26 protein-coding genes and 1 riboswitch are annotated in these 25,847 nt (G+C 53.4%); of the genes, 24 read left to right on the forward strand and 2 right to left on the reverse strand.

From position 1 onward, the window contains the following. A partial coding sequence (locus CHH67_RS26930; RefSeq protein WP_095267670.1) for an AbrB/MazE/SpoVT family DNA-binding domain-containing protein occupies positions 1 to 244 on the reverse strand: 244 nt, incomplete at its 3' end. A 323-nt stretch (positions 245 to 567) separates the two neighbouring features. Between CHH67_RS26930 and CHH67_RS22810 the strand changes: the two genes are divergently transcribed. From CHH67_RS22810 to CHH67_RS22875, 13 genes are all read left to right on the forward strand, one after another. Next, on the forward strand, positions 568 to 1,857 hold the full coding sequence (locus tag CHH67_RS22810) for an HD domain-containing protein (RefSeq protein ID WP_095267671.1): 1,290 nt from the start codon (positions 568 to 570) through the stop codon (positions 1,855 to 1,857). A 116-nt stretch (positions 1,858 to 1,973) separates the two neighbouring features. Further along, positions 1,974 to 2,762, forward strand: a complete 789-nt coding sequence (locus tag CHH67_RS22815) for a TatD family hydrolase (protein ID WP_095267672.1) — start codon at positions 1,974 to 1,976, stop codon at positions 2,760 to 2,762. 184 nt (positions 2,763 to 2,946) lie between these two features. Further along, positions 2,947 to 3,159, forward strand: a riboswitch (cyclic di-AMP (ydaO/yuaA leader). 266 nt (positions 3,160 to 3,425) lie between these two features. Next, the gene (locus tag CHH67_RS22820; protein WP_095267673.1) at positions 3,426 to 4,634 is read left to right on the forward strand and encodes a resuscitation-promoting factor; all 1,209 of its coding nucleotides are present in this window, start codon (positions 3,426 to 3,428) and stop codon (positions 4,632 to 4,634) included. Positions 4,635 to 4,832: 198 nt separating this feature from the next. Next, positions 4,833 to 5,387, forward strand: coding sequence for a ribonuclease M5 (gene rnmV, locus CHH67_RS22825; protein WP_095267715.1), 555 nt, complete (start codon positions 4,833 to 4,835; stop codon positions 5,385 to 5,387). Beyond that, entirely contained in the window at positions 5,384 to 6,268 is an 885-nt protein-coding gene (gene rsmA, locus CHH67_RS22830; protein WP_095267674.1) for a 16S rRNA (adenine(1518)-N(6)/adenine(1519)-N(6))-dimethyltransferase RsmA, read from the forward strand. The genes rnmV and rsmA overlap by 4 nt, the downstream gene beginning before the upstream one ends. 70 nt (positions 6,269 to 6,338) lie before the next feature. Further along, complete coding sequence (gene yabG / locus CHH67_RS22835) at positions 6,339 to 7,235, forward strand: sporulation peptidase YabG (protein ID WP_095267675.1); 897 nt, start codon at positions 6,339 to 6,341, stop codon at positions 7,233 to 7,235. 297 nt (positions 7,236 to 7,532) lie between these two features. After that, the gene (gene veg, locus CHH67_RS22840; protein ID WP_095267676.1) at positions 7,533 to 7,808 is read left to right on the forward strand and encodes a biofilm formation stimulator Veg; all 276 of its coding nucleotides are present in this window, start codon (positions 7,533 to 7,535) and stop codon (positions 7,806 to 7,808) included. 221 nt (positions 7,809 to 8,029) lie between these two features. Beyond that, entirely contained in the window at positions 8,030 to 8,206 is a 177-nt protein-coding gene (locus CHH67_RS22845) for a small, acid-soluble spore protein, alpha/beta type (RefSeq protein ID WP_095267677.1), read from the forward strand. Between the two features lie 233 nt (positions 8,207 to 8,439). Then, positions 8,440 to 9,294: a 4-(cytidine 5'-diphospho)-2-C-methyl-D-erythritol kinase gene (gene ispE, locus CHH67_RS22855; RefSeq protein ID WP_095267716.1), complete on the forward strand. Its 855-nt coding sequence runs from the start codon at positions 8,440 to 8,442 to the stop codon at positions 9,292 to 9,294. Between the two features lie 124 nt (positions 9,295 to 9,418). Continuing rightward, entirely contained in the window at positions 9,419 to 10,246 is an 828-nt protein-coding gene (gene purR / locus CHH67_RS22860; RefSeq protein ID WP_095267679.1) for a pur operon repressor, read from the forward strand. A gap of 185 nt (positions 10,247 to 10,431) precedes the next feature. Continuing rightward, a complete protein-coding gene (spoVG, locus tag CHH67_RS22865) occupies positions 10,432 to 10,716 on the forward strand; it encodes a septation regulator SpoVG (protein WP_006207419.1) in 285 nt (94 codons plus the stop codon). Positions 10,717 to 10,826: 110 nt separating this feature from the next. Then, on the forward strand, positions 10,827 to 12,224 hold the full coding sequence (gene glmU / locus CHH67_RS22870) for a bifunctional UDP-N-acetylglucosamine diphosphorylase/glucosamine-1-phosphate N-acetyltransferase GlmU (protein ID WP_095267680.1): 1,398 nt from the start codon (positions 10,827 to 10,829) through the stop codon (positions 12,222 to 12,224). 77 nt (positions 12,225 to 12,301) lie between these two features. Next, a complete protein-coding gene (locus CHH67_RS22875) occupies positions 12,302 to 13,255 on the forward strand; it encodes a ribose-phosphate diphosphokinase (protein ID WP_095267681.1) in 954 nt (317 codons plus the stop codon). 151 nt (positions 13,256 to 13,406) lie between these two features. Here CHH67_RS22875 and CHH67_RS22880 read toward each other — a convergent pair whose 3' ends face one another. Next, a complete protein-coding gene (locus tag CHH67_RS22880) occupies positions 13,407 to 13,607 on the reverse strand; it encodes a hypothetical protein (protein ID WP_095267682.1) in 201 nt (66 codons plus the stop codon). Positions 13,608 to 13,747: 140 nt separating this feature from the next. On the opposite strand from CHH67_RS22880, the gene pth reads away from it, so the two are divergent. The 11 genes from pth to yabQ all read left to right on the forward strand — a co-directional run bounded on the left by pth (position 13,748) and on the right by yabQ (position 25,838). Continuing rightward, positions 13,748 to 14,311 (forward strand): aminoacyl-tRNA hydrolase, encoded by a 564-nt coding sequence (gene pth, locus CHH67_RS22885; RefSeq protein ID WP_095267717.1) that lies wholly within the window; start codon positions 13,748 to 13,750, stop codon positions 14,309 to 14,311. A gap of 108 nt (positions 14,312 to 14,419) precedes the next feature. Then, positions 14,420 to 14,650 carry an anti-sigma-F factor Fin gene (fin, locus tag CHH67_RS22890; RefSeq protein WP_095267683.1) on the forward strand — a complete coding sequence of 77 codons (231 nt, stop codon included), beginning with the start codon at positions 14,420 to 14,422 and terminating at the stop codon, positions 14,648 to 14,650. Positions 14,651 to 14,832: 182 nt separating this feature from the next. Further along, positions 14,833 to 18,360, forward strand: a complete 3,528-nt coding sequence (mfd, locus tag CHH67_RS22895; RefSeq protein WP_095267684.1) for a transcription-repair coupling factor — start codon at positions 14,833 to 14,835, stop codon at positions 18,358 to 18,360. Beyond that, entirely contained in the window at positions 18,344 to 19,435 is a 1,092-nt protein-coding gene (locus CHH67_RS22900; protein ID WP_095267685.1) for a peptidylprolyl isomerase, read from the forward strand. Before mfd ends, CHH67_RS22900 begins: the two co-directional genes overlap by 17 nt. A gap of 246 nt (positions 19,436 to 19,681) precedes the next feature. Further along, the gene (gene spoVT / locus CHH67_RS22905) at positions 19,682 to 20,224 is read left to right on the forward strand and encodes a stage V sporulation protein T (protein ID WP_095267686.1); all 543 of its coding nucleotides are present in this window, start codon (positions 19,682 to 19,684) and stop codon (positions 20,222 to 20,224) included. A 221-nt stretch (positions 20,225 to 20,445) separates the two neighbouring features. Next, positions 20,446 to 22,128: a putative polysaccharide biosynthesis protein gene (locus CHH67_RS22910; RefSeq protein WP_095267718.1), complete on the forward strand. Its 1,683-nt coding sequence runs from the start codon at positions 20,446 to 20,448 to the stop codon at positions 22,126 to 22,128. Positions 22,129 to 22,511: 383 nt separating this feature from the next. Continuing rightward, positions 22,512 to 24,035 (forward strand): bifunctional methyltransferase/pyrophosphohydrolase YabN, encoded by a 1,524-nt coding sequence (gene yabN / locus CHH67_RS22915; protein ID WP_095267687.1) that lies wholly within the window; start codon positions 22,512 to 22,514, stop codon positions 24,033 to 24,035. 157 nt (positions 24,036 to 24,192) lie between these two features. Beyond that, on the forward strand, positions 24,193 to 24,465 hold the full coding sequence (locus tag CHH67_RS22920; protein ID WP_095267688.1) for an HU family DNA-binding protein: 273 nt from the start codon (positions 24,193 to 24,195) through the stop codon (positions 24,463 to 24,465). After that, positions 24,465 to 24,743, forward strand: coding sequence for an RNA-binding S4 domain-containing protein (locus tag CHH67_RS22925; protein ID WP_095267689.1), 279 nt, complete (start codon positions 24,465 to 24,467; stop codon positions 24,741 to 24,743). Before CHH67_RS22920 ends, CHH67_RS22925 begins: the two co-directional genes overlap by 1 nt. Positions 24,744 to 24,990: 247 nt before the next feature. Continuing rightward, positions 24,991 to 25,272, forward strand: coding sequence for a sporulation protein YabP (yabP, locus tag CHH67_RS22930; RefSeq protein WP_095267690.1), 282 nt, complete (start codon positions 24,991 to 24,993; stop codon positions 25,270 to 25,272). Further along, complete coding sequence (gene yabQ, locus CHH67_RS22935; protein ID WP_095267691.1) at positions 25,269 to 25,838, forward strand: spore cortex biosynthesis protein YabQ; 570 nt, start codon at positions 25,269 to 25,271, stop codon at positions 25,836 to 25,838. Before yabP ends, yabQ begins: the two co-directional genes overlap by 4 nt. The last annotated feature ends 9 nt before the right edge of the window (positions 25,839 to 25,847 follow it).

Raw genomic sequence — 25,847 nt, forward strand, 5'->3', positions numbered from 1 at the left:
CAGGTGTAGGGATCTCAGAAATACATTCGTGACATACAATTTTTCCTTTGAAATAAGTCACGTTCTCAGCATTTCCGCAGAAGATGCAAGCAGGCTCGTATTTCTTGAGCATGATCCGCTCACCGTCTACATAAATTTCAAGAGCGTCCTTCTCGCCGATTCCGAGTGTGCGGCGCAATTCAATCGGAATAACAACCCGTCCCAGCTCATCGACTTTTCTTACAATTCCTGTTGATTTCATCATAACTTATAATAGCCCCTCTCGCCATAATTTAAAAAAGTCATAATTCGACATAGTTCTATCTTTTATGTTATTTATAGTACCAACGATTCCCAAAACAGTCAACCTATATTTTTGAAAAATCGGAACCTGTTTACGAAAATATAGTGTACTGAACCCTTGTACTTACGACAAAGTTACTATTACAGGACCTGAAAAGCGCCTGATTTCCTGGATGTCGATTTGGAAGGCGTGATTTTACTTATTTCGACACTATTCGACATTAAGTGTCAAAAAAAGTGCTTATCGGCCAAAATGAACGATAAATGAGAAGGAGTTGAGGAAGGATGCTGTCTCCAATATCGGAAGAAAAAGTATTTAAAGACCCGGTTCACAATTATATTCATGTCCAGGATGATATGATCTGGCGTCTCATCAATACGCCGGAGTTTCAGCGGCTGCGCCGGGTGCGTCAGCTCGGGACGTCGTATCTGACCTTTCACGGGGCAGAGCATAGCCGATTTTCGCATTCGCTTGGGGTATATGAAATTACACGGAAAATTATTTCGCAGTTCGAGCGCAGAGGGTATACGGATTGGCCGATGGACGAGCGTATGGTAGCATTATGCGCGGCTCTTCTCCATGATCTAGGTCACGGTCCCTTTTCCCACTCGGTGGAAGAAGCGTTTGATATGGATCACGAAGATTGGACATGCAGAATTGTGCTCGGAGATACTTGTGTGAACGAGGTGTTGCGGGAGGCTGGCGATGACTTTCCAGAGAAGGTAGCCTCCGTCATTCGCAAGACGTATGACAAGCCGATCGTAATGAATCTCGTGACAAGCCCGCTGGATGCGGATCGTATGGATTATTTGCTCCGCGATGCGTATTATACCGGGGTTAATTATGGCACGATTGATATTGACCGGATTTTGCGGCTGCTGCGTCCGTTTCGTGATCGCATCGTCGTCAAGGAATCAGGGATGCACGCTGTAGAGGATTACCTGATGTCCCGGTATCAGATGTACTGGCAGGTATACTTCCATCCGGTGACGCGAAGCTCCGAAATTATTTTGCGACAGATCTTCCGCAGAGCGAAGGAGCTGCATAGCCAGGGATACCGATTTAAGTTCATGATCGAGCCGCTGCCGTCCCTCTTTGAAGGTTCGCTATCCGTCCGCCAGTATTTGCAATTGGATGAAGCGTTGATCCAAACGGCATTTCTGCAATGGACCGCCGAGGAGGACAAGCAGCTTAGCGAATTATGCGGTCGATTCATGCACCGGAAACTGTATAAATACGTGGAATTTGACATGATGGACGAGTCTTTCATCGACGATATTCGCGAGGCATTCCGGCAAGCAGGCCTTCATCCGGAATATGACCTTGCCATTGATTTTCCGACCGATCTTCCTTATGATAGGTTTCATTCGGGCATGCCTTCGAGCGAGAAGCAGATCCTGCTGCTTGATCGTCATGATCAATTGCGGGAAATCTCGGAGGTATCGGAGATTGTGCGCTCTATAAGCGGGATTCACCAAGGGCGTTATCATCTGTATTTCCCGGCGGAAAAAGTGAAGGATGCGCTTGACCGCATGCCTAAACATATCACAGATATTTTCAGACAAAGCTTGTAAGATAGATTCTGGCTGCGCTAGAAATCTCGGCGTTCCCCCTTATACTTTTAAACAGATCGGGGGCAGGCAAAGCAAGTTTGCGACAAAAAGCAACCCAAAGGAGTGGAAATGACGCGATGCTGTTCGACACACATACCCATCTGGATGCGCATCAATTCGACGAGGACCGGGAGGCCGTCATTGCCCGGGCGCTTGAAGCGGGCGTATCAAGAATGATCAATATCGGTTTTAACCGGGAGACCATTCCGACAACGATGAAGCTGGCGGAGTCCTATGACTTTATTTATGCGGCCGTTGGCTGGCATCCTGTAGACGCGATTACGATGAAGGACGAGGATCTGGACTGGATCGCCTCGCTCTGTGCTCACGAGAAGGTGGTTGCGATCGGAGAGATCGGCCTGGACTATCACTGGGACACCTCCCCGAAGGAGGTTCAGCACCGCGTGCTTCGCCGGCAGATTGGCCTTGCGCGTGAACTCGGCATGCCGATTGTCATTCATAACCGGGATGCGCATGAGGATATTGTGAAGATTTTGCGGGAGGAGAAGGCGTCCGAGGTAGGCGGCGTGATGCATTCCTTCTCAGGGAGCTGGGAAACGGCAAAGCTGTGCCTCCATATGGGCTTTCATATTTCCTTTGGCGGGCCGATTACGTTCAAGAATGCCAAGCAGCCGAAGGAGGTTCTTGTTCAGGTTCCGATGGATCGTTTATTGATCGAGACGGATTCGCCGTATTTGACACCGCATCCGTTCCGGGGGAAGCGAAATGAGAGCGGATATGTTAAGATGGTGGCCGAGGCTGCTGCCGAATTGAAAGGAATTACCGTGGAAGAACTGGCTGAGATTACCACGAGAAATGCTATGGAACGATTTTCCATTAAACAAAATCCGGAGCAAAAGCGGTGAAAAAGAGAGTATTTGCGATTAATTAAAGATTTTTTAATACAAAAGAGGTTGATATTACAATATTTTAACCATTTACTTCGAAAAATGTGGTTGATTGTTGCTTTACAACCTGCATGTAAACAGGATATCATCTTTTCAGTGATAAGAAGCTGCCAAGATTTCGAATCTGCAGCGGACCATTTCATGAACCGTCTCGCTTAATCCCTGCTTTTTGGGGAACGGGGGAACCGATACAGCTTTATGCATCCGCGGGATGCCGGGCCGTATTTGATTTCAGTAATTCGAGTCTTTGGGGTGAATTGAACGGACTTCGCCATGAGCGAAGCTCCCGACATAGGGCGTCACTCTTACGTCCAAACCCGACAGCTAACTCCGTAAGCGAAGTAAGAGGGGAATTCTCGTGCACACCTTTTCCATGATTATTGTCATCAGGAAGCCACGTTAGAGCCTCTAGTACTCTTTCAAGGGCTTCTTTTGTTTTTGAATATTGGAGAGGTGATCGTCATACTGTTGGTAAACAGGAGGTGACGAAGCATGGACGGGAAGACGGGGATTGACGCAGGGCGTTTAGTAGCAGTTCGCTCTGTGGGAAAATTTGCTATAGTCACGTCAAATGCATTTCATGCGTTGTCAGACGGCGGGACTATGAAGGAGGATGGAATAGTGGGCGTTTTTCAATCTGAGAAGACCCATGAATCACAATCATCCAGCATGTCTTACGCATTACGATGGAAGCATGAAAATTTGCGTCAATTGGTGTTGCTTGGCACCATGGGTGCCATCACCGTCTCATTGCTCGTGTCGCTGGTTGTTCATGATCAGACGGGTAAGGAAGTTCATCTTGTGGTTGATGGTCGAGTGACCAAAGTCGAAACGCGTGGTTCCCTGCTTCAAGAAGTGCTGGATGAGCAGGCGATTACGTTGAACCCGCAGGATCAGGTGTCGATGCCCCTGAATGGAGCGATTCAGGACGGCGACCGGATCATTATCGAGCGTGCGGTTCCAATCCAAATTACAGTTGACAGCAAAACTCAAACGCTGTTCACCACCCAGAATACGGTCGCTGATGTGCTCAAGGAAGCTCGCATCACGGTCGGGGTAGATGATAAAGTTGTGCCATCCGAAGACACGAATTTGTCCGGTAACATGGATATCCGTGTCATCCGCGTCACGAAACAAACCGTTCAGGAGCCGGAAAGCCGCACCTTCCGCGTGATCAAGACGGCGGACCCTTCTCTGGTCAAAGGCGATAACCGCGTCATTCAACGCGGCGAGAACGGGGTGCTGATTCATCATTACGAGAAGGTATACCATGACGGAAAGCTCGTTTCCAAGACGAAGATCGGTCAAGAGGTAGAACGGAGAACGAAGGATAAGATTATTGCAGTCGGCACCAAGAAGGCTCCGGAGCCGGAGATCGTCGAGGAGCAGACCGTTCAGACGGCTGCTGTGAATGTTAAGGCTACATCTGCGAAGCTGGCCACCGCGAAGAAGGCGCCAGAAGCCAAGGCAGCGGAGAATAACAATAATGTCGTCTCCAAAGCCGGTGTTGATTTTAAATATACCAAGGTGTTGAACAATGTATCCATGACCGCCTATTCCTCGGAACAGCCGGGCATCGGGACACGTACCGCTTCGGGAACCCGAGTGACCGAGGGCCGTACGATTGCAGTTGACCCTAACGTCATTCCGATCGGCTGGTGGGTATACATCGAAGGACTGGGCTTCCGCCGCGCTGAAGATACTGGCGGCGCGATCAAAGGCAACAAAATCGACGTCTATTATGATTCGCTGAATGCAGCCATTAATTTCGGGCGCAAAAACGGGCGTACCGTCTATGTCATCGGCCCGGTAAAACCGAATGTCAATTAACCTGGACCAGCCATAATTCCAATTTACTTTGCCATGATAATGCTATACTATGTAGCTTATAATATACATTGACGATAAGAAGAGGATGATCATCCTCTTCTTTTATTTTGTGATTTGGACAGCTTGGCACCGGCTGGAATGAACGATGTGCCGGAACGCCATCTGGCGGATGCGAAAGAGGAAGGAAGATTGTATCGTATGATCAAGGAAGTTATCGTGGTGGAAGGCCGGGATGATACGGTTGCGATCAAGCGGGCGGTTGAAGCCGACACGATTGAAACCGGCGGCTCGGCCATTAACCAGCATACGCTGCGCCGGATCGCGCTTGCCAAGGAGCGGAGAGGCGTCATTATTCTGACTGACCCCGATCATGCAGGCGAGAGAATCCGGAAGATTATAGATCGGCATGTGCCTGGCTGCAAGCATGCCTTCATCCCGGAGGAAGATGCGACCCGCAAAGGGGACATCGGGGTGGAGAACGCATCGCCGGAGGCTATTAGAAGGGCGCTTGAACGTGTGCATACGTCATTTGAAGGCAGAGAGAGCCAGATCAGTATGGACGACCTGATTGACGCCGGGTTAACGGTTCATCCGGATGCAGCCCAGCGGCGCATGCAGATGGGCAATCTGCTGGGGATCGGCTATTGCAATAGCAAGCAGTTTTACAAGCGGCTCGGAATGTTCCAGATTACACGTGAGGAATTTGCAGCTGCGCTGGCGAAGCTGGATGAAGGAGGCTTGGAGTCATCATGACGCGAATCGAAGATATTTCAACACCAAGGCGAACGAAGGAGATCATTCAGCGCCACGGCTTTTCCTTCAAGAAGAGCCTCGGGCAGAACTTTCTGATCGACCAGAACATTCTGCACAAGATCGTGGAGGCTGCCGAGCTCGATGAAACGAAAGGGGCGCTGGAGATCGGACCGGGGATCGGGGCGCTGACAGAGAAGCTGGCGCAAACCGCTGGCGCGGTCACCGCGGTCGAAATCGACCAGCGTCTCATTCCGATCCTGAAGGAAGTGCTGGAGCCGTACGGCAACGTTCGTGTCCATCACGGCGATGTGCTCAAGGTGGATCTGCACGAACTGTTTCGTACGGATTTTGCGGACAAGGCCAAGGTCAGTGTGGTGGCCAATCTGCCGTATTATGTGACTACCCCGATTCTGATGAAGCTGCTGGAGGAGAAGCTCCCGCTGGAGAATATCGTCATCATGATCCAGAAGGAGGTCGCAGAGCGAATGGCTGCCTCTCCGGGAAGCAAGGATTACGGGAGCCTGAGCATCGCGGTTCAGTATTACAGCGTGCCGAAGCTCGTCTGTACGGTTCCGCATACCGTATTCATTCCACAGCCGAATGTGGAGTCAGCGGTGATTCGGCTTGAAGTCCGCGAGGAGCCGCCGGTATCGGTGCCGGATGAAGGGTTCTTTTTCGAAGTGGTACAGGCTTCATTCGCCCAACGGCGCAAGACGATTGCGAACAATCTGAAGAGCCGCTTCTTCCCGGAGAAAGGGCGAGAGCGGCTGGAGCAGCTTCTGGCTGAAGCAGAGATCGAGCCGTCCCGGCGCGGGGAGACACTCAGCATTGAGGAGTACGCGCGGCTTAGCCGCGTTCTGTACGAGGCTGGCATCCGTTAACGCAGTTAATTTGAATCCGGCATGAACCAATCACCGCTTATGCCCATACCATAGGGTAGGGGTGATGTTGATGAACTTGGGAGATTTGGTCGTTCGTAAATCCTACGGCGGCGATATCACGTTCCGGGTGGAGGATGTACGGCGGGAGAACATCATCATTAAAGGGACAGAATTCAGGCTGCTGGCTGATTCGCCGGCTGATGATCTGGTCAAGGCGCCGTATCCCGCTGTAAGCGAACGAACAAAGCAGGCACGGATTAAGGCCAGCGAGTCATTAAGCCGCCTGGAGAAGCATAAGCAGGAACAGAGTGAGCGTCAGCTGGCCAGCCTTCGGAATGAATGGGGCCAGAACGTGGATAAAGGTTATTTTGACGTGCCTGGAAAGGTTCTTCATCTGGATGGAGACCCCCAATATTTGAAAAAAAGCCTGGCACTGTACAATCAGCTTCGGGTACCGGCGGAAGGGCATTACGTCAATGAATCGGCCATGGCGGATGTGCTGTACCATATGCTGCCGCGGGTAAGGCCCGACATTGTCGTCATCACAGGCCATGACGGTGTGCTCAAGCGCAGACAACCGTACAATCTGTACAGTCTCGACAGTTACAAAAATTCGCAAAACTTCGCTTCGGCGATTCAGGTCGCGCGTCAATATGAACGCAATATGGACTCCCTGATCATTGTGGCAGGGGCATGCCAGTCTCATTTTGAGGCGCTGCTTCAGGCGGGCGCCAACTTTGCAAGCTCTCCAGGCCGCATTCTGATCCATGCGCTGGACCCGGTATACGTGGCTGCAAAGGCCGCTTACACGTCCGTCAGGGACACGGTGAACATAACCGATATTATTCACCATACCATTAGCGGCAGCCAGGGGCTCGGAGGTATTGAGACGCGAGGCAGCTACCGCATCGGTCTGCCGCGCCTTCAGGACCTGTCCACCTTGAAGGTGACGCCAACGGTCAATTAATTGCACAAGGGGGCCAGGAATGGCTCTCATACAGCCCTGGAACCTAGGAGCGATCCTGAAGCGCGGGCTGCGAGGAATTTGATTTCCTTGCAGCCCGCGCTTTTTTGGCATGGGCCGATGAGGATACATAATTGAAGCAAGAATGGTGCATATTAATCAAAATGGAAGTCGCGGTTCCTCTTTCGAAAAAAATTCATTGACAATACATTTTTGATGCTGATATAATTAAATATTTTTGATTTGACATTTGCCCCCGGTATCATATATAATGGACAAGGAAAGAGGTGGTCGTCGACAATGGCTAAAAACGCGCTGTTGGAAATCAAACGCAGTCTCGATGCCCATTTAGGGCAAAAAATTACCCTTCGGGCTAATGGTGGTCGCCGTAAGACCGTAGAGCGCACTGGTGTTTTGGAAGAAACGTACCCTTCTGTTTTCATTGTAAAGCTGGACCAGGACCAGCAAACCTTTAAACGCGTATCCTACAGCTACGCTGATATTCTCACGGAAACTGTAGAAATTATGGTGACTGGCGATGACAGCCAGATGCGAATCACCTATATCAAGTCCTAAACTTCATGTTTTAAAGGAAGCAGCTCTCTTTGCGGGGCTGCTTTTTGTTGCCATACAGCTGCCTGCCGCATGAGGGCGGAGTGCGGCGAGCATAATATAAAAGCGCGATCTTCACACCTGATCTGATCGGTGACGGGGCCATTGCAGCGGCAGTGAGCCGGAAGACGCGTGACTCAGAAGCTGACTTTAGGCCATCATGATCATTTTAAGGAGGCGGCACGATGGGCAGACGAAGACGCATCATGTCAGATCAATTGAAGAATGAATTGGCTAAAGAGCTCGGGTTTTACGATACGGTTCAGAAGGAAGGCTGGGGAGGCATCAAGGCCAAGGATGCCGGCAACATGGTGAAACGGGCCATCCAGCTTGCTGAACAGGCAGCCCGCAAATCGGATTAATCGTCAGCCATCATGGAGAGACAGGGCCTTTTAGAGGGTCCTGTCTTTCTTTTATCCATCCGGATGTCCGCCAAGGCGATGCCTGTCATTTTGACATCATGCAAATTCCGGCATTCGTTTGTCAGGGAATTCATGACTTCGCGACACGAGTTTGTTAAGATAGAAGCACTAGAGATTATTCTCGCGAATAGGAAGCTCATGCATAAGGGAAAAGCTAAGGATAGGTGAACGTCGTGAAAATATACGAAAAAGCGCCGGCAAAAATCAATTTGATGCTGGATGTGCTCCACAAGCGGCCAGACGGCTTCCATGAGGTTGAGATGGTCATGACCATGATCGACCTTGCCGACCGCCTGGAGATGTCGGAACAGCCCCGCGATACGATTATCATTACGAGTCAGGCGGGATATATTCCGCTGGACGAGAAGAATCTGGCCTTTCAGGCAGCCAGGCTGATTAAGGAGCGTTACGACGTTCGTAAGGGAGTACATATCCACCTGGACAAAAAAATACCGGTTGCAGCCGGTCTCGCCGGAGGAAGCAGCGACGCTGCAGCCACGCTGCGCGGCCTGAATCGCCTGTGGGGGCTTCATATCCCCGAGGAGGAGCTGCTCACGCTAGGCGCTGAGCTCGGCTCGGATGTGCCTTTCTGCGTCCAGGGAGGTACGGCGCTTGCGACAGGGCGCGGGGAGAAGCTGACACCGATCCCGAGCCCGCCGCAGTGCTGGGTCATTGTGGCGAAGCCGCCGATTAACGTATCGACGGCCGAGGTGTACGGCAAACTGCGTGCTGACAATGTGCAGCATCATCCATCGGCGCAGGCGATGATCGCGGCGCTGGAGCAGGGGAGCTTCCGCGACATGTGCGCGTCGCTCGGCAATGTGCTCGAGGAAGTGACGCTGAAGATGCATCCGGAGGTTCAGCAGCTGAAAGAGGGGATGCTGAAGCTGGGCGCCGACGGGGCGCTAATGTCCGGCAGCGGTCCGACCGTATTCGGGCTGGTGGCGAAGGAATCGAAGGTGGCCCGCATCTATAACGGGCTTCGCGGATTTTGCAAAGAAGTGTACGCAGTTCGCCTGCTCACCTGAACCGTGAGCTCATGCAGCTAAAGAGACAAGGACGATAACGGGTGGAATTGCAATCCATATTGTAAAAATACGTACAAAAGTGTTATATTTACAGTATAATATTCGGATTTAGCGAGGAACCCATGTGAAAAAACTAAAACGAAGTGAACGATTGGTCGATATGACCCAATATTTATTAACCAAACCGCATACTTTGATTCCCCTGACGACCTTCGCCGAGCGCTACGGAGCTGCCAAGTCGTCGATCAGCGAGGACCTGGCCATTATCAAGGATGTATTCGAGAACGAGGGCATCGGCGAGCTTCAGACGCTGGCTGGAGCGGCAGGCGGAGTGCAATATATTCCGAAGCTGCACAAGGAGCATGCCTATGCGTTTGCAGAGAAGCTGTGCCATCAGCTGGAGCAGCCCGATCGGATCTTGCCGGGCGGTTACCTGTATATGTCGGATTTGCTGGGCCAGCCATCGCTTATGAACGAGGCGGGCAAGATTATTGCCACGGCTTTTGCCGACAGAGATATCGATGTGGTCATGACAGTGGAAACCAAAGGGATACCGCTTGCCTATGCCACTGCGGCACAGCTCAACCTGCCGGTCGTGCTGGTTCGCAGGGACCATCAGGTGACGGAAGGCTCAGCGGTGAGCATCAACTATGTCTCCGGATCCCACAAGAGCATCCATACGATGTCTTTGTCCCGGCGAGCCCTGAAGGAACAGTCCCGGGTGCTTATCGTGGATGACTTCATGAAGGCCGGCGGCACGATTCAGGGCATGGTCGACCTGCTCGGCGAATTTAATGCTGAAGTAGCAGGTGTAGGCGTTCTGGTGGAGTCTGGAGCGGTGGAGTCCGAGGAACGATTGCTGGAGGACTATATTTCTCTGGCCAGATTGTCGGATGTCGACTCCAAAACCAAGATGATTAAGGTAACCCCTGGAAATTACTTCGAACAATAAGCGGCGATTTATGTCGAGCACGTTAGCGTTTTCATTCGAATCAGCACGAAGTCTGTCGAAAACATCACTTTCTAAAAAAAATTCCTGTTTTTAGGACATTTTATACTAGAAAAAAGAAGGATTTCGGGTTTGCTGTGTGGAATTATACTACCCAAGTCTCTGATGGAAAAAGGTGGTGAACACACATGCAAATTACGGATGTCAGACTCCGCCGCGTCAACTCTGAGGGGAGAATGAAAGCAATCGCATCCATTACCATCGATAATGAATTTGTCGTTCACGACATTCGCGTTATCGACGGTAACAACGGAATGTTCGTTGCCATGCCGAGCAAGCGCACTCCAGATGGAGAGTTTCGCGACATTGCCCATCCTATTTCTTCCGGCACTCGCGAGAAGATTCAATCGGCTGTATTGGCCGAGTATGAACGCGCTGCCACGGAAGAAGAAGTGATTGAAGAAGGCGCTTAAGATTCAAAATTGGGGTTCAAGGAAAAGAGAGCCATACTCGTGGCTCTCTTTTCTTTTTTTGTAGAATGATATATATTCAGTATTGAGTTCAAGAGGAGGAGGCATGGCCCTTGAAAAGATATGCTATTGTGCTCGCTGCTGGGCAGGGCAAACGAATGAAATCGAAACTGTATAAAGTGCTGCACCCGGTTTGCGGCAAGCCGATGGTAGGACATGTGCTTGATACGGTCCGCCAGGCGCGCTGCGAGCGCAGTGTTGTGGTGGTAGGACATGGTGCCGACGCGGTTCGCGCATACCTTGGAGACGCGGCGGAATATGTCCTTCAGGAGGAACAGCTCGGGACAGGCCACGCCGTGAAACAGGCCAAGGATCTTCTTGGCGGGGTGGACGGCTCCACGATTGTCATTTGCGGAGACACCCCTCTTGTTACAGCAGAGACCTTAGATAAGCTGTTGGCGCTTCATGAGGAGCAGCAGTCAGCGGCTACCATTCTTACGGCACATCTGGACCAACCGCAAGGTTACGGACGCGTGATTCGTAGCAGTGAGGGCAGTGTGCTGCGCATCGTAGAACAGAAGGACTGCAGTCCGGAAGAAGATGCGGTGCAGGAGATTAATACCGGTACCTATTGTTTTGATAATAAAAAACTGTTTGCTGCACTGGAACAAGTCACCAATCAGAATGCGCAGCAGGAGTACTACCTGACCGATGTGATCAGCATATTGAAGAATGCCGGTGAAACGGTGCTTGCTTACCAGACCAGCGATTATGCAGAATCCATCGGCGTTAACGACCGCCTTGCCCTATCGGAGGCGGAAGGCTTTATGCGGAAGCGGATTGCCAAGCAGCATATGCTGAGTGGCGTCACCATCATCGACCCGGATTCCACTTACATTGGGGCTGATGTACAGATTGGATCGGATACCGTTCTATATCCGGGCACGGTGCTGAAAGGACATACGGTCATCGGTCAGGACTGCACCATCGGTCCGAACTCGGACATCGAGGATTCCGTCATTGCAGACGGCGTGTCCGTCAAGCATTCCGTATTGAGCGGGGCTGAAGTCGGCTCCCGGACGTCTGTCGGCCCATTCGCATACCTGCGGCCAGGAGCCAAGCTGGGCGAGGATGTGAAGGTTGGGGATTTTGTTGAGGTGAAGAATGCTACGATCGACAACGGCTCCAAGGTGTCTCATCTCAGCTATGTGGGCGATGCCAAAGTCGGCAAGAATGTAAATATCGGCTGCGGCGCGATAACGGTCAACTATGATGGTTATAATAAGTCCATTACCGAGATCGAGGACGATGCCTTCATCGGCAGCAACGTCAATCTTGTCGCTCCGGTCACTGTCGGCAAGGGCGCATTTGTTGTCGCCGGCTCGACCATCACCCAATCCGTTGGGGAGAACGATCTGGCAATTGCCAGACAACGACAGGAGAACAAGCCGGGATACGCCGAGAAGATCCGGGCAAGAGCACTCGCCAAAAAGAACAAGAAAAAATCGTAACGCCGGTTCCCGGTAATTGAACAAGCGGTGATCGGACAGCCTAATTCAACGAACCAGCACGGAGGGTTATTTATTCTATGACTTATCTTGATTCTAAATTAAAAATATTCACCTGTAATTCCAATCCTAAACTTGCCCATCAGATTGCAGATTACATCGGTATTCCGATGGGGGAATCCCACACGACCAGCTTTAGCGACGGGGAGATTCAAGTGAAGCTTTCCGAGAGCGTGCGCGGCTGCCATGTCTACATTGTGCAGTCGACCTGCTATCCGGTTAACGATAACCTGATGGAGCTGCTGGTTATGGTGGACGCGCTGAAGCGGGCTTCGGCAAAAAGCATCAACGTTGTCATCCCGTACTACGGCTATGCCCGTCAGGACCGGAAAGCCCGCTCCAGAGATCCGATCACCGCGAAGCTGGTTGCGAATCTGATCGAGAAGGCCGGCGCGCATCGCGTCATTACGATGGACCTGCATGCGATGCAGATCCAGGGCTTCTTCGACATTCCGGTCGATCATCTGCTAGGCGTGCCGATTCTTGCCCAGTATTTCCGTTCCAAGCAGATTGAGAATCCGGTTATCGTATCGCCAGACCATGGCGGCGTTGTCCGTGCGAGAAAGCTGGCTGATTTCCTGAATGCGCCGCTTGCGATTATCGACAAGCGCCGTCCGGAACCAAATGTCAGCGAAGTGATGAACATCATCGGTCATATCGAAGGCAAGACGGCGATTCTGATCGACGATATTATCGACACGGCCGGTACCATTGTGCTGGGCGCGAATGCGCTGATGGAAGGCGGCGTTAAAGAGGTGTACGCGTGCTGTACGCATCCGGTGCTCTCCGGGCCGGCGCATGAGCGGCTGGAGAACTCGCCGATCAAGGAAGTGGTTGTCACCGATACGATTCCGATCACGAATCCGAACCCGAGCAGCAAGCTGACCGTGCTGTCTGTTGCACCGCTGATGGGCGAAGCGATCATCCGGGTACATGAGGAATTATCAATCAGTAAGTTGTTTGAAATAGAATAATAAACCGTGCCTGCAGGGTTACATCTCCACCGTCCGGTGGAAATGTAGCCCTTGTCGGCTATGAGTGACACCAGGATCAGTGAGCCGCTGGTTCGGCTGGACTCCCGATGGGAAAACGCTTTCACAACAAAGCAGCCCAGAGGCCGTCGGACTAGTAGCCGGGTCTTGATACAAATACGAATGTTTGTCGATTGTACAGCGTTCCCTCGATTTCAACGAAGTTGGGGTCCACGGCTGTAATCAAGCCCACATCAACGTGACAGTCCCGCTCGTAGACTTGGACGGGAATGGCATGCTTCATATGGTATTGAAAATGGCTGTGGTGCGTTAAACGCTGATCAAACTCTTTCAATGCCGATTCACCTTCTTCATGGGGCGTATTCGAATTTATGCTTCGGTATGGCCTGTTATATCCGTGATTAGAGTATGATCATATTGTACTCAGAAAAAGGCAAAGAAGAAAGCAAAAATGATGAAAGGAACTTGGACGAGATGAAATGGATTGTCGGGCTGGGCAACCCTGGCCCTGCTTATGAGAAGACGCGCCACAACGTCGGTTTTATGGCACTGGACGTGCTTGCCGAGCGGCATGGTATGAAATTCACGATGAGCAAATGCAAGTCGGTTATTGCGGAAGGAATGATCCTTGGTACGAAAACGGTTTTAATCAAACCGATGACGTTTATGAATTTATCAGGGGAAGCGGTCCGCGCGTATATGGACTATTACAAGGTTTCCCTGGACGATCTGATCGTGGTCTATGATGACCTGGATACCGAAGTCGGGAAAATCCGGCTTCGCTATCAGGGAAGTGCAGGCGGCCACAACGGCATTAAATCCATCATCCAGCATACCGGAACCCAAACCTTTAACCGGGTCCGGATGGGCATATCGCGGCCAGAGCCGGGCTATGCCATCGTGGATTACGTGCTTGGTGCGTTTCCGAAGAAGGAGCAGGAACCGCTGAAGCAGATGATTGAGCATACCTGTGATGCACTGGAATACAGTCTTGACCATACGTTTGAGCAGACGATGGCCAAGTTCAACAAGTCATAGACGGCGTAGAGGAATCTGGAAACATCGGGTAGTGTTCACCAATTGTTCGTCTGAAACGCGGCTGAACCGGGCATACTGAAGGTATATACGATCTTCAGGAGGCATATGATGGCGATAAACTATATTTGCAGACATTGCCGGACGTTTCAGGGCAGAATTGATTCCCACGAGGTGACAGAAGCCCGATTAGGCTTTGATTCCTTGACCCCCGAGGAGCGCAGGGATATAATAGCGTATGATTTTAACGGGGAGGTTACGGTGCGGGTGACCTGTGATCACTGCAGAGAGGCGCTGGAGGCTAATCCCGAGCTCAGCCTGCTTACCAATCCGCTTCAGTAACCGGAAGGAAGCCCCGGATCTTGAGTTGCTATCCTCGAAGACACACCGGCGGCTGTTCGTCATGCCGCCTCAGCCTTGGCAGTTTTATGCTCAAGGCTCTTTTCGGTTATATATTGGATCTATTATGGAATTGCAGTAGATTTTAAGTTTTTTATTTCTTGTGCATAAGAGAGGTGCCCCTTTTGTTACAAGCACTTATTGATGTATTCTCGAAAGATTCGGATTTCCAATCGATTTCTGCCGGCCTTCGTGCCGGCATGAAGGAGCAATTGATCTCCGGTCTTTCCGGTTCGTCCAGGCAAATCTTAATGGCGGCTCTGTATCAGGAGCAGCAGCGTCCGCTGCTGGTCGTGACCCACAACATGTTCTCCGCTCAGAAAATTGCAGATGATCTTCAGGATGCGCTTTCACCGGATCAGGTTCTGCTCTATCCGGCCAATGAACTGGTCGCTGCGGAATCGGCGGTATCCAGCCCCGAGACTTTGGCGCAGCGGATCGATGTGCTTACCCGCTGCGCCAGAGGCTTCCGGGGCATTGTCGTTGCGCCTTTCTCGGGCGTTCGTCGCCTTCTGCCGACGCCTGAAGCGATGGCCGAAGCCCGAATCACCCTTCAGGACGGAGGGACTCTTGTGCTGGAGCAATTCCTGAACAAGATGATCGAGATGGGCTACGAGCGTGTCGAGCGGGTGGAAAGCCGCGGCGAGATGAGTGTGCGCGGCGGCATTGTGGACTTCTACCCGATGACGTCGGAGCTTGCTTACCGGATTGAGCTTTTTGACGAAGATATTGATTCCATCCGCACCTTTGACCCGTCCGATCAGCGGTCGATTGACAAGGTCCGCGAGGTTGTCATTACCCCGTGCAAGGAGATCATTGCGACCGAAGAGCGGATGAGGCAGGCAGCGGACAAGGTGCAGCGGCTGCTGGAAGCCCAGCTGGAGGCGATGACGGATCGTCAGGCGAAGCTGCGTCTTCGCGAGGAGATCCACCGTGAGCTGGAGATGCTGAAAGAACGCATGTATTTCCCTGAAATTTATAAATATATTTCTTTGCTGTATCCGGAAAAGACCCATCTGTATGATTACATGCCGGACGATACCCTGCTCATTATGGATGAGCCGGCACGTCTGCTTGAAACGTCGAAGCAGCTGGAGCGGGATGAGGCGGAGTGGAATTTGCATTTGATGCAAAACGGCAAAACGCTGCCGAACCTGCCGCTGTCGCTCGACAGCGAGGAGCTGATCTATGAGCATCGTTATCAGGCGCTGCTCATCTCGATCTTCCTGCGGCAGGTTCCCAAGATGCAGCCGAAAAACATCGTCAACTTCATTACGCGCGGCATGCAGGATTTCCATGGCCAGATGAACGTGCTGAAAGCCGAGATGGAGCGCTGGAAGAAATCCGGCGTACAGGTGTTCATGCTCGCCGGCGATGCCGAGCGCATGGACCGGATTCGGCGGGTGCTTGACGACTATGGCATTGAGGAGCCGACGATTCTGGAGGGCCATCTGCAAAACGGCTACGAAATGCCTTCGGTTCATATCGCCATCATCACCGAAAGCGAGATGTTCACCTCCAAGCAGCGCAAGACACGCAAAACGACCCAAAATATGGACAACGCCCAGCGGATCAAAAGCTATACCGAGCTGAAGGTCGGCGATTATGTGGTGCATCAAAACCACGGGATCGGGAAATATATGGGGATCGGAACGCTTGAAATTAACGGCATTCACAAGGACTACATGCATATCCTGTATGCCGGCGGCGACAAGCTGTCCGTACCGATCGAACAGATTGATCTGATTCAGAAGTATGTCGGGTCCGAGGACAAGGAGCCGAAGATTTACAAGCTCGGCGGCAACGAATGGAACCGGGTGAAGAACAAGGTCCGCTCCTCGGTGCAGGATATTGCCGACGATCTGATCAAGCTGTATGCCGAGCGCCAGGCCGCTCCGGGCTATGGCTTTGAGAAAGATACGCCGGAGCAGCAGGAGTTCGAGGATCTGTTCCCTTATGACGAGACGCCGGATCAGCTTCGGGCGATCTCCGAAATCAAGAAGGATATGGAGCAGAACCGGCCGATGGACCGCCTGCTCTGCGGCGATGTGGGCTACGGTAAAACCGAGGTGGCCGTCCGGGCAGCATTCAAGGCAGCCATTGAAGGCAAACAGGTGGCCGTTCTGGTGCCGACAACGATTCTTGCACAGCAGCATTACGAAACCTTCCGTGAGCGCTTTGCTAACTACCCGATTAACATTCAGGTGTTGAGCCGTTTCCGAAGCCGCAAGGAGCAGAATGAAACGATCAAGCAGGTGAAGCTGGGCGGAGTGGACATTCTCATCGGCACGCATCGCCTGCTGTCGCAGGACATCGTGTTCAAGGACCTGGGCCTGCTCATCGTCGACGAAGAGCAGCGGTTCGGCGTGACGCACAAGGAAAAGCTCAAGAAATTGAAAACGAATGTGGACGTATTGACGCTGACGGCTACGCCGATTCCGCGTACGCTGCATATGTCCATGCTCGGGGTGCGGGACCTGTCGGTCATTGAGACACCGCCGGAGAACCGCTTCCCGGTGCAGACGTATGTCGTGGAGCACAGCCAGACGCTGGTCCGCGAAGCGATTGAGCGTGAGCTGGCCCGAGGCGGACAGGTGTACTACCTGTATAACCGCGTTCAGGGCATTCAGGAAATGGCGGCCCAGATCTCCATGCTGGTGCCTGAAGCGAAGGTCGGCGTCGGCCATGGCCAAATGACGGAAACCGAGCTGGAGAAGACGATTCTCGACTTTTTGGACGGAGAATATGATGTGCTGGTCAGCACCAGCATTATTGAAACCGGGGTCGACATTCCGAATGTGAACACCCTGATCGTGCACGATGCTGACAAGATGGGCTTATCCCAGCTGTACCAGCTGCGCGGGCGTGTGGGCCGATCCAACCGGATTGCCTATGCCTACTTCACGTACCAGCGGGACAAGGTGCTGACAGAGGTGGCGGAGAAGCGTCTGCAGTCGATCAAGGAATTTACCGAGCTGGGTTCGGGCTTTAAAATCGCGATGCGCGACCTGGCCATTCGGGGGGCAGGCAATCTGCTTGGGGCCGAGCAGCACGGATTTATCGCCTCGGTAGGCTTCGATCTGTACTCGCAGATGCTGGCCGAGGAGATCCAGAAGCGCAAAGTGAGCATGCTGGGCGAGCCGGCAGCGCCGACCCAGGATTGGAACACCTCCATTGACCTTGGCATCGATGCGTATCTGCCTTCGGACTATATTTACGACAGCATGCAAAAAATCGAAATTTATAAAAAAGTGGCTGTCGTCTCGACAATCGATGAGTCGGCGGAGCTGGAGGATGAACTGCTGGACCGCTTCGGAGAACCTCCGCAGGCGGTCAAGAACCTTCTCGCCGTTTCCAGGCTGAAGGTGTACGGCAGATGGTATGGCATCGATTCGATTGTACAGCGCGGCGACGATGTTGTGTTGCAGTTTTACGAAGGACAGGATAGGGCTGTAAATGCAACAGAACTTGCGCGAATTGGAAATATGTTCGAAAGACGTGTACAATTTGAACAAGGGCCATCCATGGTGATCCGAATTAAAGGCAAGGGATTATCCGATCAGCAGCTGCTCGAATTGCTGGAGCAGTTCCTAGAAGCCGCCAAGGAGCCATTTCATTTGAAGGGAGAACTACAGAATGCCATCAAGAAATAACAAGGCATGGAGAACGATTGTCGTCTCGATGACAGCCGTACTGACCTTGTCGATATTTACAGCGTGCGGGAAAGAGAACAATACGGAGCCCGAAGTGGACAACAGCAAAGTGGTTGTCAAATATACAGGTGGAGAAATTACGGAGAAGGAGTTCGAGCTGGAGCAGCGGATCATCGCGCTTATGTCGCCGGCATATGCTCAGTTCCTGGAGATGGATGAGTTCAAGGAGTACCTGGCACGCCAGAGCGTGACCTACGAATATCTCTTTGCCAAGGCGGATGATGCCGCCAAGGAAGCTGCGCAGAAGCAGGTGGATGACCAGATCGCCCAGTACAAAACCGGGATGGGCGGCGAAAGTCAATTTCAGTCCTATCTGGAGCAGAGCAACCTGACCGAAGAAGATCTGAGAAATTATATGCATCGGATCATGACCGTGTCGGAGTATGAGAAGAACCAGGTTAGCGACGATGAGATCAAGGAATATTTCGAAGACAACCCGACGGATTTCACCCGGGTCACCGTACGCCACGTGTTGATCCAGTTCACGGATGCCGAAGGCAATGAGCGGACGCCGCAGGATGCCCTCAAGCTGGCGAACGAAGTGAAGTCCAAGCTGGAGGCGGGAGAAGACTTTGCTGCGATTGCCAAGGAATACTCCGAAGACCCGGGTTCGAAGGAAACGGGAGGCCTGTATGAGAACCGGCGTGCCGGAGACTGGGTCCCAGAATTCAAGGAGAAGGCGCTGAGCCTGGAACTGAACACGATCAGCGATCCGGTTGAGACCTCCTACGGATACCATGTCATGAAGGTGGAAGCCCGTCAGGAGATAACGTATGACACGATGCCGGATGAAGATAAAGAGGACATTCGCAATGAACTCGCCGCAGGTAAAATCGATGAATTCATGCAGAACGAGCTGAATGACATCATCGAAAGCATGGATCTCCCGAAGAGTGAGAACAGTGGCGAACAGGGCGGAAACCAAGGAACGGAAGGACCGGAAGGCCAGGGTGATCAAGGCCAGCCGGCGGAAGGAACTCCGGAAGATACAACTGACAGCAACAACGGCGAGTAAAGCTGTGGCTTGGAACCAACGAACAGCATGAATTTACACACAGGATGATGGATTTTCGACTTCGTAACGTTCAGCGCATCGCTTCAGTCGATGCCCATTTCAGGCAATGTCTGCACAGATGATGTATAAGGAATTGGGAACGGATGAATACTATGGTCAGACATTAACTTATATACCTGGGGACATCCTCTTCCCGACTGGACAGTAGTTGAAAAATCTTCTTAAGAAAGTGGGGCAACAAGTGACATGAAAGCTACTGGTATCGTCCGCCGCATCGATGACCTCGGTCGCGTGGTCATTCCTAAGGAAATTCGACGTACTTTACGGATTCGCGAAGGAGATCCGCTCGAGATTTTTGTTGACCGGGACGGGGAAGTAATCCTGAAGAAATATTCCCCGATCGGTGAGCTCGGAGATTTCGCGAAAGAATATGCCGAATCTCTGTATGAAGGCACAGGCCACATTACGATCATTTCCGACCGCGACTCATTCATTGCGGTTGCGGGGGGATCGAAGAAAGAATATTTGGACAAGCCGATCGGCAATCTGCTGGAGAATTGCATGGAGAATCGCAAAACGGTCCTGGAAGCGAACAGCGGCACATACGAGATTGGTAAGGATCATCCAGAGACGCTGTCTTCGTTTGTCGCGGCGCCAATCATCGCGGGAGGAGATCCGATCGGCAGCGTGGTGCTGCTGAATAAGGATGAGTCTGTCACGATGGGTGAAATGGAAATCAAAATGGCGGAAACCGCGGCCGGATTCCTTGGCAAGCAAATGGAACAATAAGCTGGCCTGTTATCCCTAGTACGAAATGGTCTACAGCTCCCGCTGAACAAGAGCGTCGCTCTTGGGCAGCCGGGAGCTTTTTATGTTCTGGCGAAGCATCCGGTTTTTGTGCCTGCTGGCGCGTCCCGGTATAATGGATTTGTTGTAGCTGTTAAACAATCCTCCATCGGCCTTAGGCAAGGCCTTCATATGGAGGCTGGGGATATAAAGGCGGAGAGATGATGAAACCGAATCAGACAGGAGCCAGGCTCCTTCAGGGAGCCTTTGTGCTTAGTGCGGCTGCGATTGGCTCAAAGCTGATTGGCACGCTGCAGAAAATCCCCCTTCAAAATTTGGGCGGAGACGAGGCCTTTGGCATTTATAATACGGTAAACCCGCTATATACGATGGTGATTACGATAGCAGCGGCCGGATTTCCGGCGGCCATATCGAAGTTTGTCGCCGAATATGAGAGCGAAGGAAGATGGCAGGACAGCCTCCGGATCGTTCGCCTCTCATCCCTGCTGCTGGTGTCGTTCGGTATGGTGCTCGGTGCCTTGATGTATATCGGCGCACCGCTCCTCGGGCACTGGATTGGAACGAGTCAGGTTGTGCCTTCCATTCGCGGCGCGGCGCTTGCGCTCGCTTTTGTGCCCTGGATGGCCGTGCTGCGGGGATACTTTCAAGGTCTTCATAACATGGTTCCGACGGCCGTCTCGCAAATTGTGGAGCAAAGCGTTCGCGTATCCGTCATGATCGTGCTGTTGCTCATCCTGATCCGGCAGGGAGCATCCCCGGACAGGATCGCCGCGGGCGCGCTGCTCGGCTCAGCGGCTGGCGGGGCCGCAGGTCTGCTCGTCATGGGCTGGTACTGGCGCAAGCAGGCCGGATTGCGCAGGAGGGAGGGCGTTCGGCCCGGCGCGCATAGCGGCGGAGCGCAGCTGGAGGTGAATGAATTTCGAGGAAGTGCCGATGATAGTAAGGAGGGGACCGGTGTTCTTCTTCGCCGTCTGATTGCCTATGCGATTCCGGTCTGTCTGAGCCTCCTTGCCGTTCCGCTCATCGGGCTGGTCGATACATTCACCGTGCCTCGTCTGCTCAGTGATTCCGGACTGACAGGGCGAGGGGCGATGACGGAATTTGGATTGTACAACCGGGGCCTGCCTTTGGTCCAGCTCGTGACGATGCTCGCGACTTCATTGTCGGTGCTGTTTATTCCTGCGCTGGCGGAGGCGAAGCACAAGCGGGACGTTCACGCCCTGGAAGGGCAGACCCGCATGGCGCTGCGCTGGTTCTGGCTGCTCGGGATGACCGCATCGGTAGGGCTGGCGGTGCTGGCCGAACCGATCAACATCATGCTGTATGAGGATGCCGCCGGGACCGGGACGCTGCGCTGGGTCGCCTTTACTGCGGTTGGCGGCACGATGAGCATCATCTCGGCGGCGCTGCTGCAAGGGGTCGGCATCGTGCGCGCCCCAGCCGTGCATCTGCTCGCTGCGGCGGGGATCAAGCTTGCGCTGAACCTGCTGCTCGTGCCGCAGCTTGGCATTACAGGCGCGGCCGCCGCCGGCGTATGCGCCTATCTCACTGCAGCAGCGCTGAACATCGCGCTGCTGATGCGCCGCGCCGGCGTCCGCCCAGCCGCCGGCCAACTGCTCGCCCGGCCCGCGCTCGTATTCGCGGCCGTGGCGCTGGCCGCCTGGGCCGCGAGCAGCGCGGCAGGCGGCTTGCTTGGCGCGGCCGGCTTCGCCCCGGGCCGCGCGGCTGCGGCCGCCGCCAGCCTGTGCGGCGTGGCGGCCGGGGGCGGCGCCTTTGTGCTCGGCGCCGCCTGGACGAAGCTCCTCACAGCGGAGGAGCTTCGGATGCTGCCCAAGGTGGGCAAGCCGCTGGCCGCGCGGCTGCGGGCCATGCGCGTGCTGCGGTAGCCTTGGGCAGCTTGGGCAAGGCAGAGGCCGCCGGCGCATTCGCGCGCCCGGCGGCCCTCTGGGCGGCTTGACGGCCCAGCCGCCCTTATCGGCGCGTGCGGCCGTCTGACCCGCCGCCATGCTGGCCGCGCGCATGCCAGGGCAGCGGCGATGAATGCCGCCTCGCGCACCCGCGCCTGGCATGCCCAATGCCGCGCCCACCAATGCATGCAGCGGCTGCGGCTGCTGCGGAGCCGGACGCGCTCTGGCCCGCTATGGCGTCCGCTAAGTATGGACAGACGCGAGCCGGTGCGGGCCAGACGTGAGATGTTTGATCTTCTGTGCTATAGTAGTGTACGATATCAACGTCAATCCCGCGAACGAATAGCGAAAGGAAGTATCATATGAGCGCAGCAATTACGGTGGTTGGCCTCGGCTCGGGGAATCCCGACCGTCTAACCTTAGGTATCTTGAAAACGATGCAGCGCGCTTCCCGGGTATATGTGCGGACATTATCCCACCCGGTGATGGCTGCGCTGGAGGAACTTCAGGTGAAGCTGGAGTCGTTTGATCATGTCTATGAGACGCATGATACATTTCCGGAAGTGTATGAGTCTATTGCCTCTCAGCTGATCAATCTGGCGAAGGCAGGGGAAGCAGGGTCGGAGGTCGTCTATGCCGTTCCCGGCCATCCGATGGTAGCGGAAGCGACGGTGCGGCTCCTGCGCGAACGGTGCCCGAAGGAGCAGGTGGCGCTGACCGTCCTCGGCGGCGAAAGCTTCCTGGACGAAGCCTTTGTCCGCCTTGGCTTCGATCCGATTGAAGGCTTTCAGCTGCTCGACGCTGCCGAGCTGAACAGCCATATGGTACAACCCCAGCTGCACACCTTGATCGGCCAGGTGTACGATATGTTCACGGCCTCTGAGGTCAAGCTGGCGCTGATGGAGATTTATCCCGATGATTATCCGGTCATTGTTGGCCATGCCCTCGGCGTGGAAGGCGAGGAGTGCATCCAGCAGGTTCCGCTGTATGATCTGGACCGCATCGACGGCTACGGGAACCTGTCGCTTGTCTATGTGCCTCGCAGCGACGATGCCGGGCTCAGACAGCGTTCCTTCGCAAGACTGCACGAGATCGTGGGCATTCTCCGCAGTCCGGAAGGATGCCCGTGGGACCGCGAGCAGACCCATGAGTCGATCCGCAAGAATCTGATCGAGGAAACGTACGAGGTGCTGGAGACGATTGACGAGGACGATCCCGAGCATATGGAGGAAGAGCTTGGCGATCTGCTGCTTCAAATCATGCTCCATGCCCAGATGGAGGAAGAGCTCGGCACCTTCACGGTGTACGATGTCATCCAGAGCCTGAATGACAAGCTGATCTTCCGCCATCCGCATGTCTTTGGCGACCGCAGCGCCAATGATGCCGAGAGCGCGCTTCAGAACTGGGAGCAGATGAAGCAGGAGGAGAAGCGTCGCAAGGGACAGAATCCGCAGGAAGCCTCGGCGCTGGCCGGCATACCGCGCGATCTGCCGGCCTTGATGAAGGCCTACAAGCTGCAGAAGAAAGCGGCGAAGGTCGGATTCGATTGGGAGGACATCCACGGCGTCTTTCTCAAGATCGAGGAGGAGCTTGCCGAGCTGAGGGCCGCAGTGGCGGAAGGCGAGGCAGCCGAAGCCCAGGCACTGGAGCTTGGGGACCTGCTGTTTGCCGTATGCAACGCGGCGCGGTTTATCGGGGCAGATCCGGAGGAGGCGCTCTCTCGCACGAACCGGAAGTTCATTCAGCGCTTCCATTACATAGAGGAGCAGCTGGCTGCCCGGAACCGGTCTGTGAAGGACAGCACCTTGGAAGAGATGGAGGCACTGTGGCAGGAAGCGAAGTCGAAAGCGGGCGAAGATGGCGATATCCCGGGTGAACACCTATAACTTTTCACATCTATTTTAAAAAAATCAAGGAATTGCGGCAGGAATTCTGCAAGCAACCCAGAATATCCTTTTAGATGGCATACTGCGACGCAGCAGCCATCATTCACGGTAAATGACCGCAATTTTTACTTTTCTGATAATTGGGAGGATTTTATTCATGAACAAAACAGATCTGATCAACAACATTTCCAGCAAAAGCGGATTGACTAAAAAAGACGTTGAAAACGTCCTGAACGGTTTCCTTGGCGAAATCACCGATGCATTGGCTAATGGCGATAAAGTTCAACTGATCGGTTTCGGAACTTTCGAAACTCGCAAGCGCGCTGGCCGCACGGGCCGCAACCCGCAAACAGGCAAAACGATTGAAATCCCTGAATCGAACGTTCCTGCGTTCAAAGCGGGCAACAAGCTTAAAGAAGCCGTAAAATAATGCGCGTTGATAAATTCCTGAAAGTATCAAGGTTAATCAAGCGGCGTACCGTAGCCAAGGATGTGTCTGATCAGGGTCGGGTGCTGATCAATGGCCGAGAGGCCAAGCCAAGCACCGCGGTCAAGGTGGGCGACGAGATTACGGTCCAGTTTGGCCAGAAGCTGGTCACCGTCCGGGTGGAGCGTCTAGCAGACAGCACACGCAAGGACGAAGCGGCCAGCCTGTACACCTTGGTCAAGGAAGAACCGATTGCCAAAGACAACGGATTGGACTGGTAACGGTCCATGTCTATGGCTTCATAAAGCGTCCCTTCGCTCGTCGGAGGGGCGTTTTTTGGTATTTGTACACCTTGCCCGGCATGTAGCTCAGGCGGTCTCCGGCCGTCATGCAGCGTAAATCCCGCGCGTGCTGCAGATGACCTGAAGCGAAACCCGCCAGCGATCCGGCCGGACATGTGTTATAGGTTCAGGTTCTAAAGAAAGACCCCTCCCCATAAGCTATTGATAAAAAGGAGGGGTACATGCCATGATCGACCAAGGGAAGAGCAAGCGCCATGACCTGAGGATGCAGAACCGGAAGCTGCTGGACATCACCGGGGTTCAAAACGTGGAGAGCTTTGACAGCGAAGAATTTCTGCTTCAGACCGAGCTTGGGCATCTCACCATTCGGGGGCAAAATTTACATATTAAAAACCTGAGCCTGGAAGAGGGGCTATTGACGATTGAGGGTTTGGTGCATTCGCTGATCTATTTGAATCCCGGTTCCCAAACGAAAAACAAAAGCCTCCTGGGCAAGCTGTTTAAATGAACCCGAGTGTACAATGGATCACGCTGCTCTGGATGCTCTTCTCCGGAGCGGCGATGGGACTGGCCTTCGACAGCTACCGGGAGCTGGCCGGCCAGCTCCGCTTCCCGAGATGGTCACAGCATGCGCTGGACCTCATCTATTGGATTGCAGCCGCCCTGTTTGTGTTCCGGATGCTCTACGCGACCAATGACGGCCAGCTGCGGTTTTATGTGTTTATCGGTCTGTTTATAGGGGTTTGGATCTATTTTTTATTATGGAGTGTTATAACCCGGCGTTTTGTGGTAATGTTAATTCAGGTGACAAAAAGCTTGCTGTCTTTTTTGTCAAGACTGCTACGGGTGCTGATATGGAATCCCGTCATCGGCATTCTTAAATTACTGGTAGGGCTGCTTAAGCTGATTTGGAGGTTCGTCCTATCGCTGCTGCGTCTGATTCTGAGGTGTCTGATGCCTTTTTGGCGCCTCTTCACATGGATGCTGCGCCCGATTACGTCCCGGCTCCGGCTTCCGGCATGGAGCAGGCGATTAACGGACAAGGTTATCAAGGCGTGGAAGCGCTGGTTTTAGGGAGGGAAA

The organism is Paenibacillus campinasensis, assembly GCF_002272015.1.
GTDB lineage: Bacteria > Bacillota > Bacilli > Paenibacillales > Paenibacillaceae > Paenibacillus_AQ > Paenibacillus_AQ campinasensis.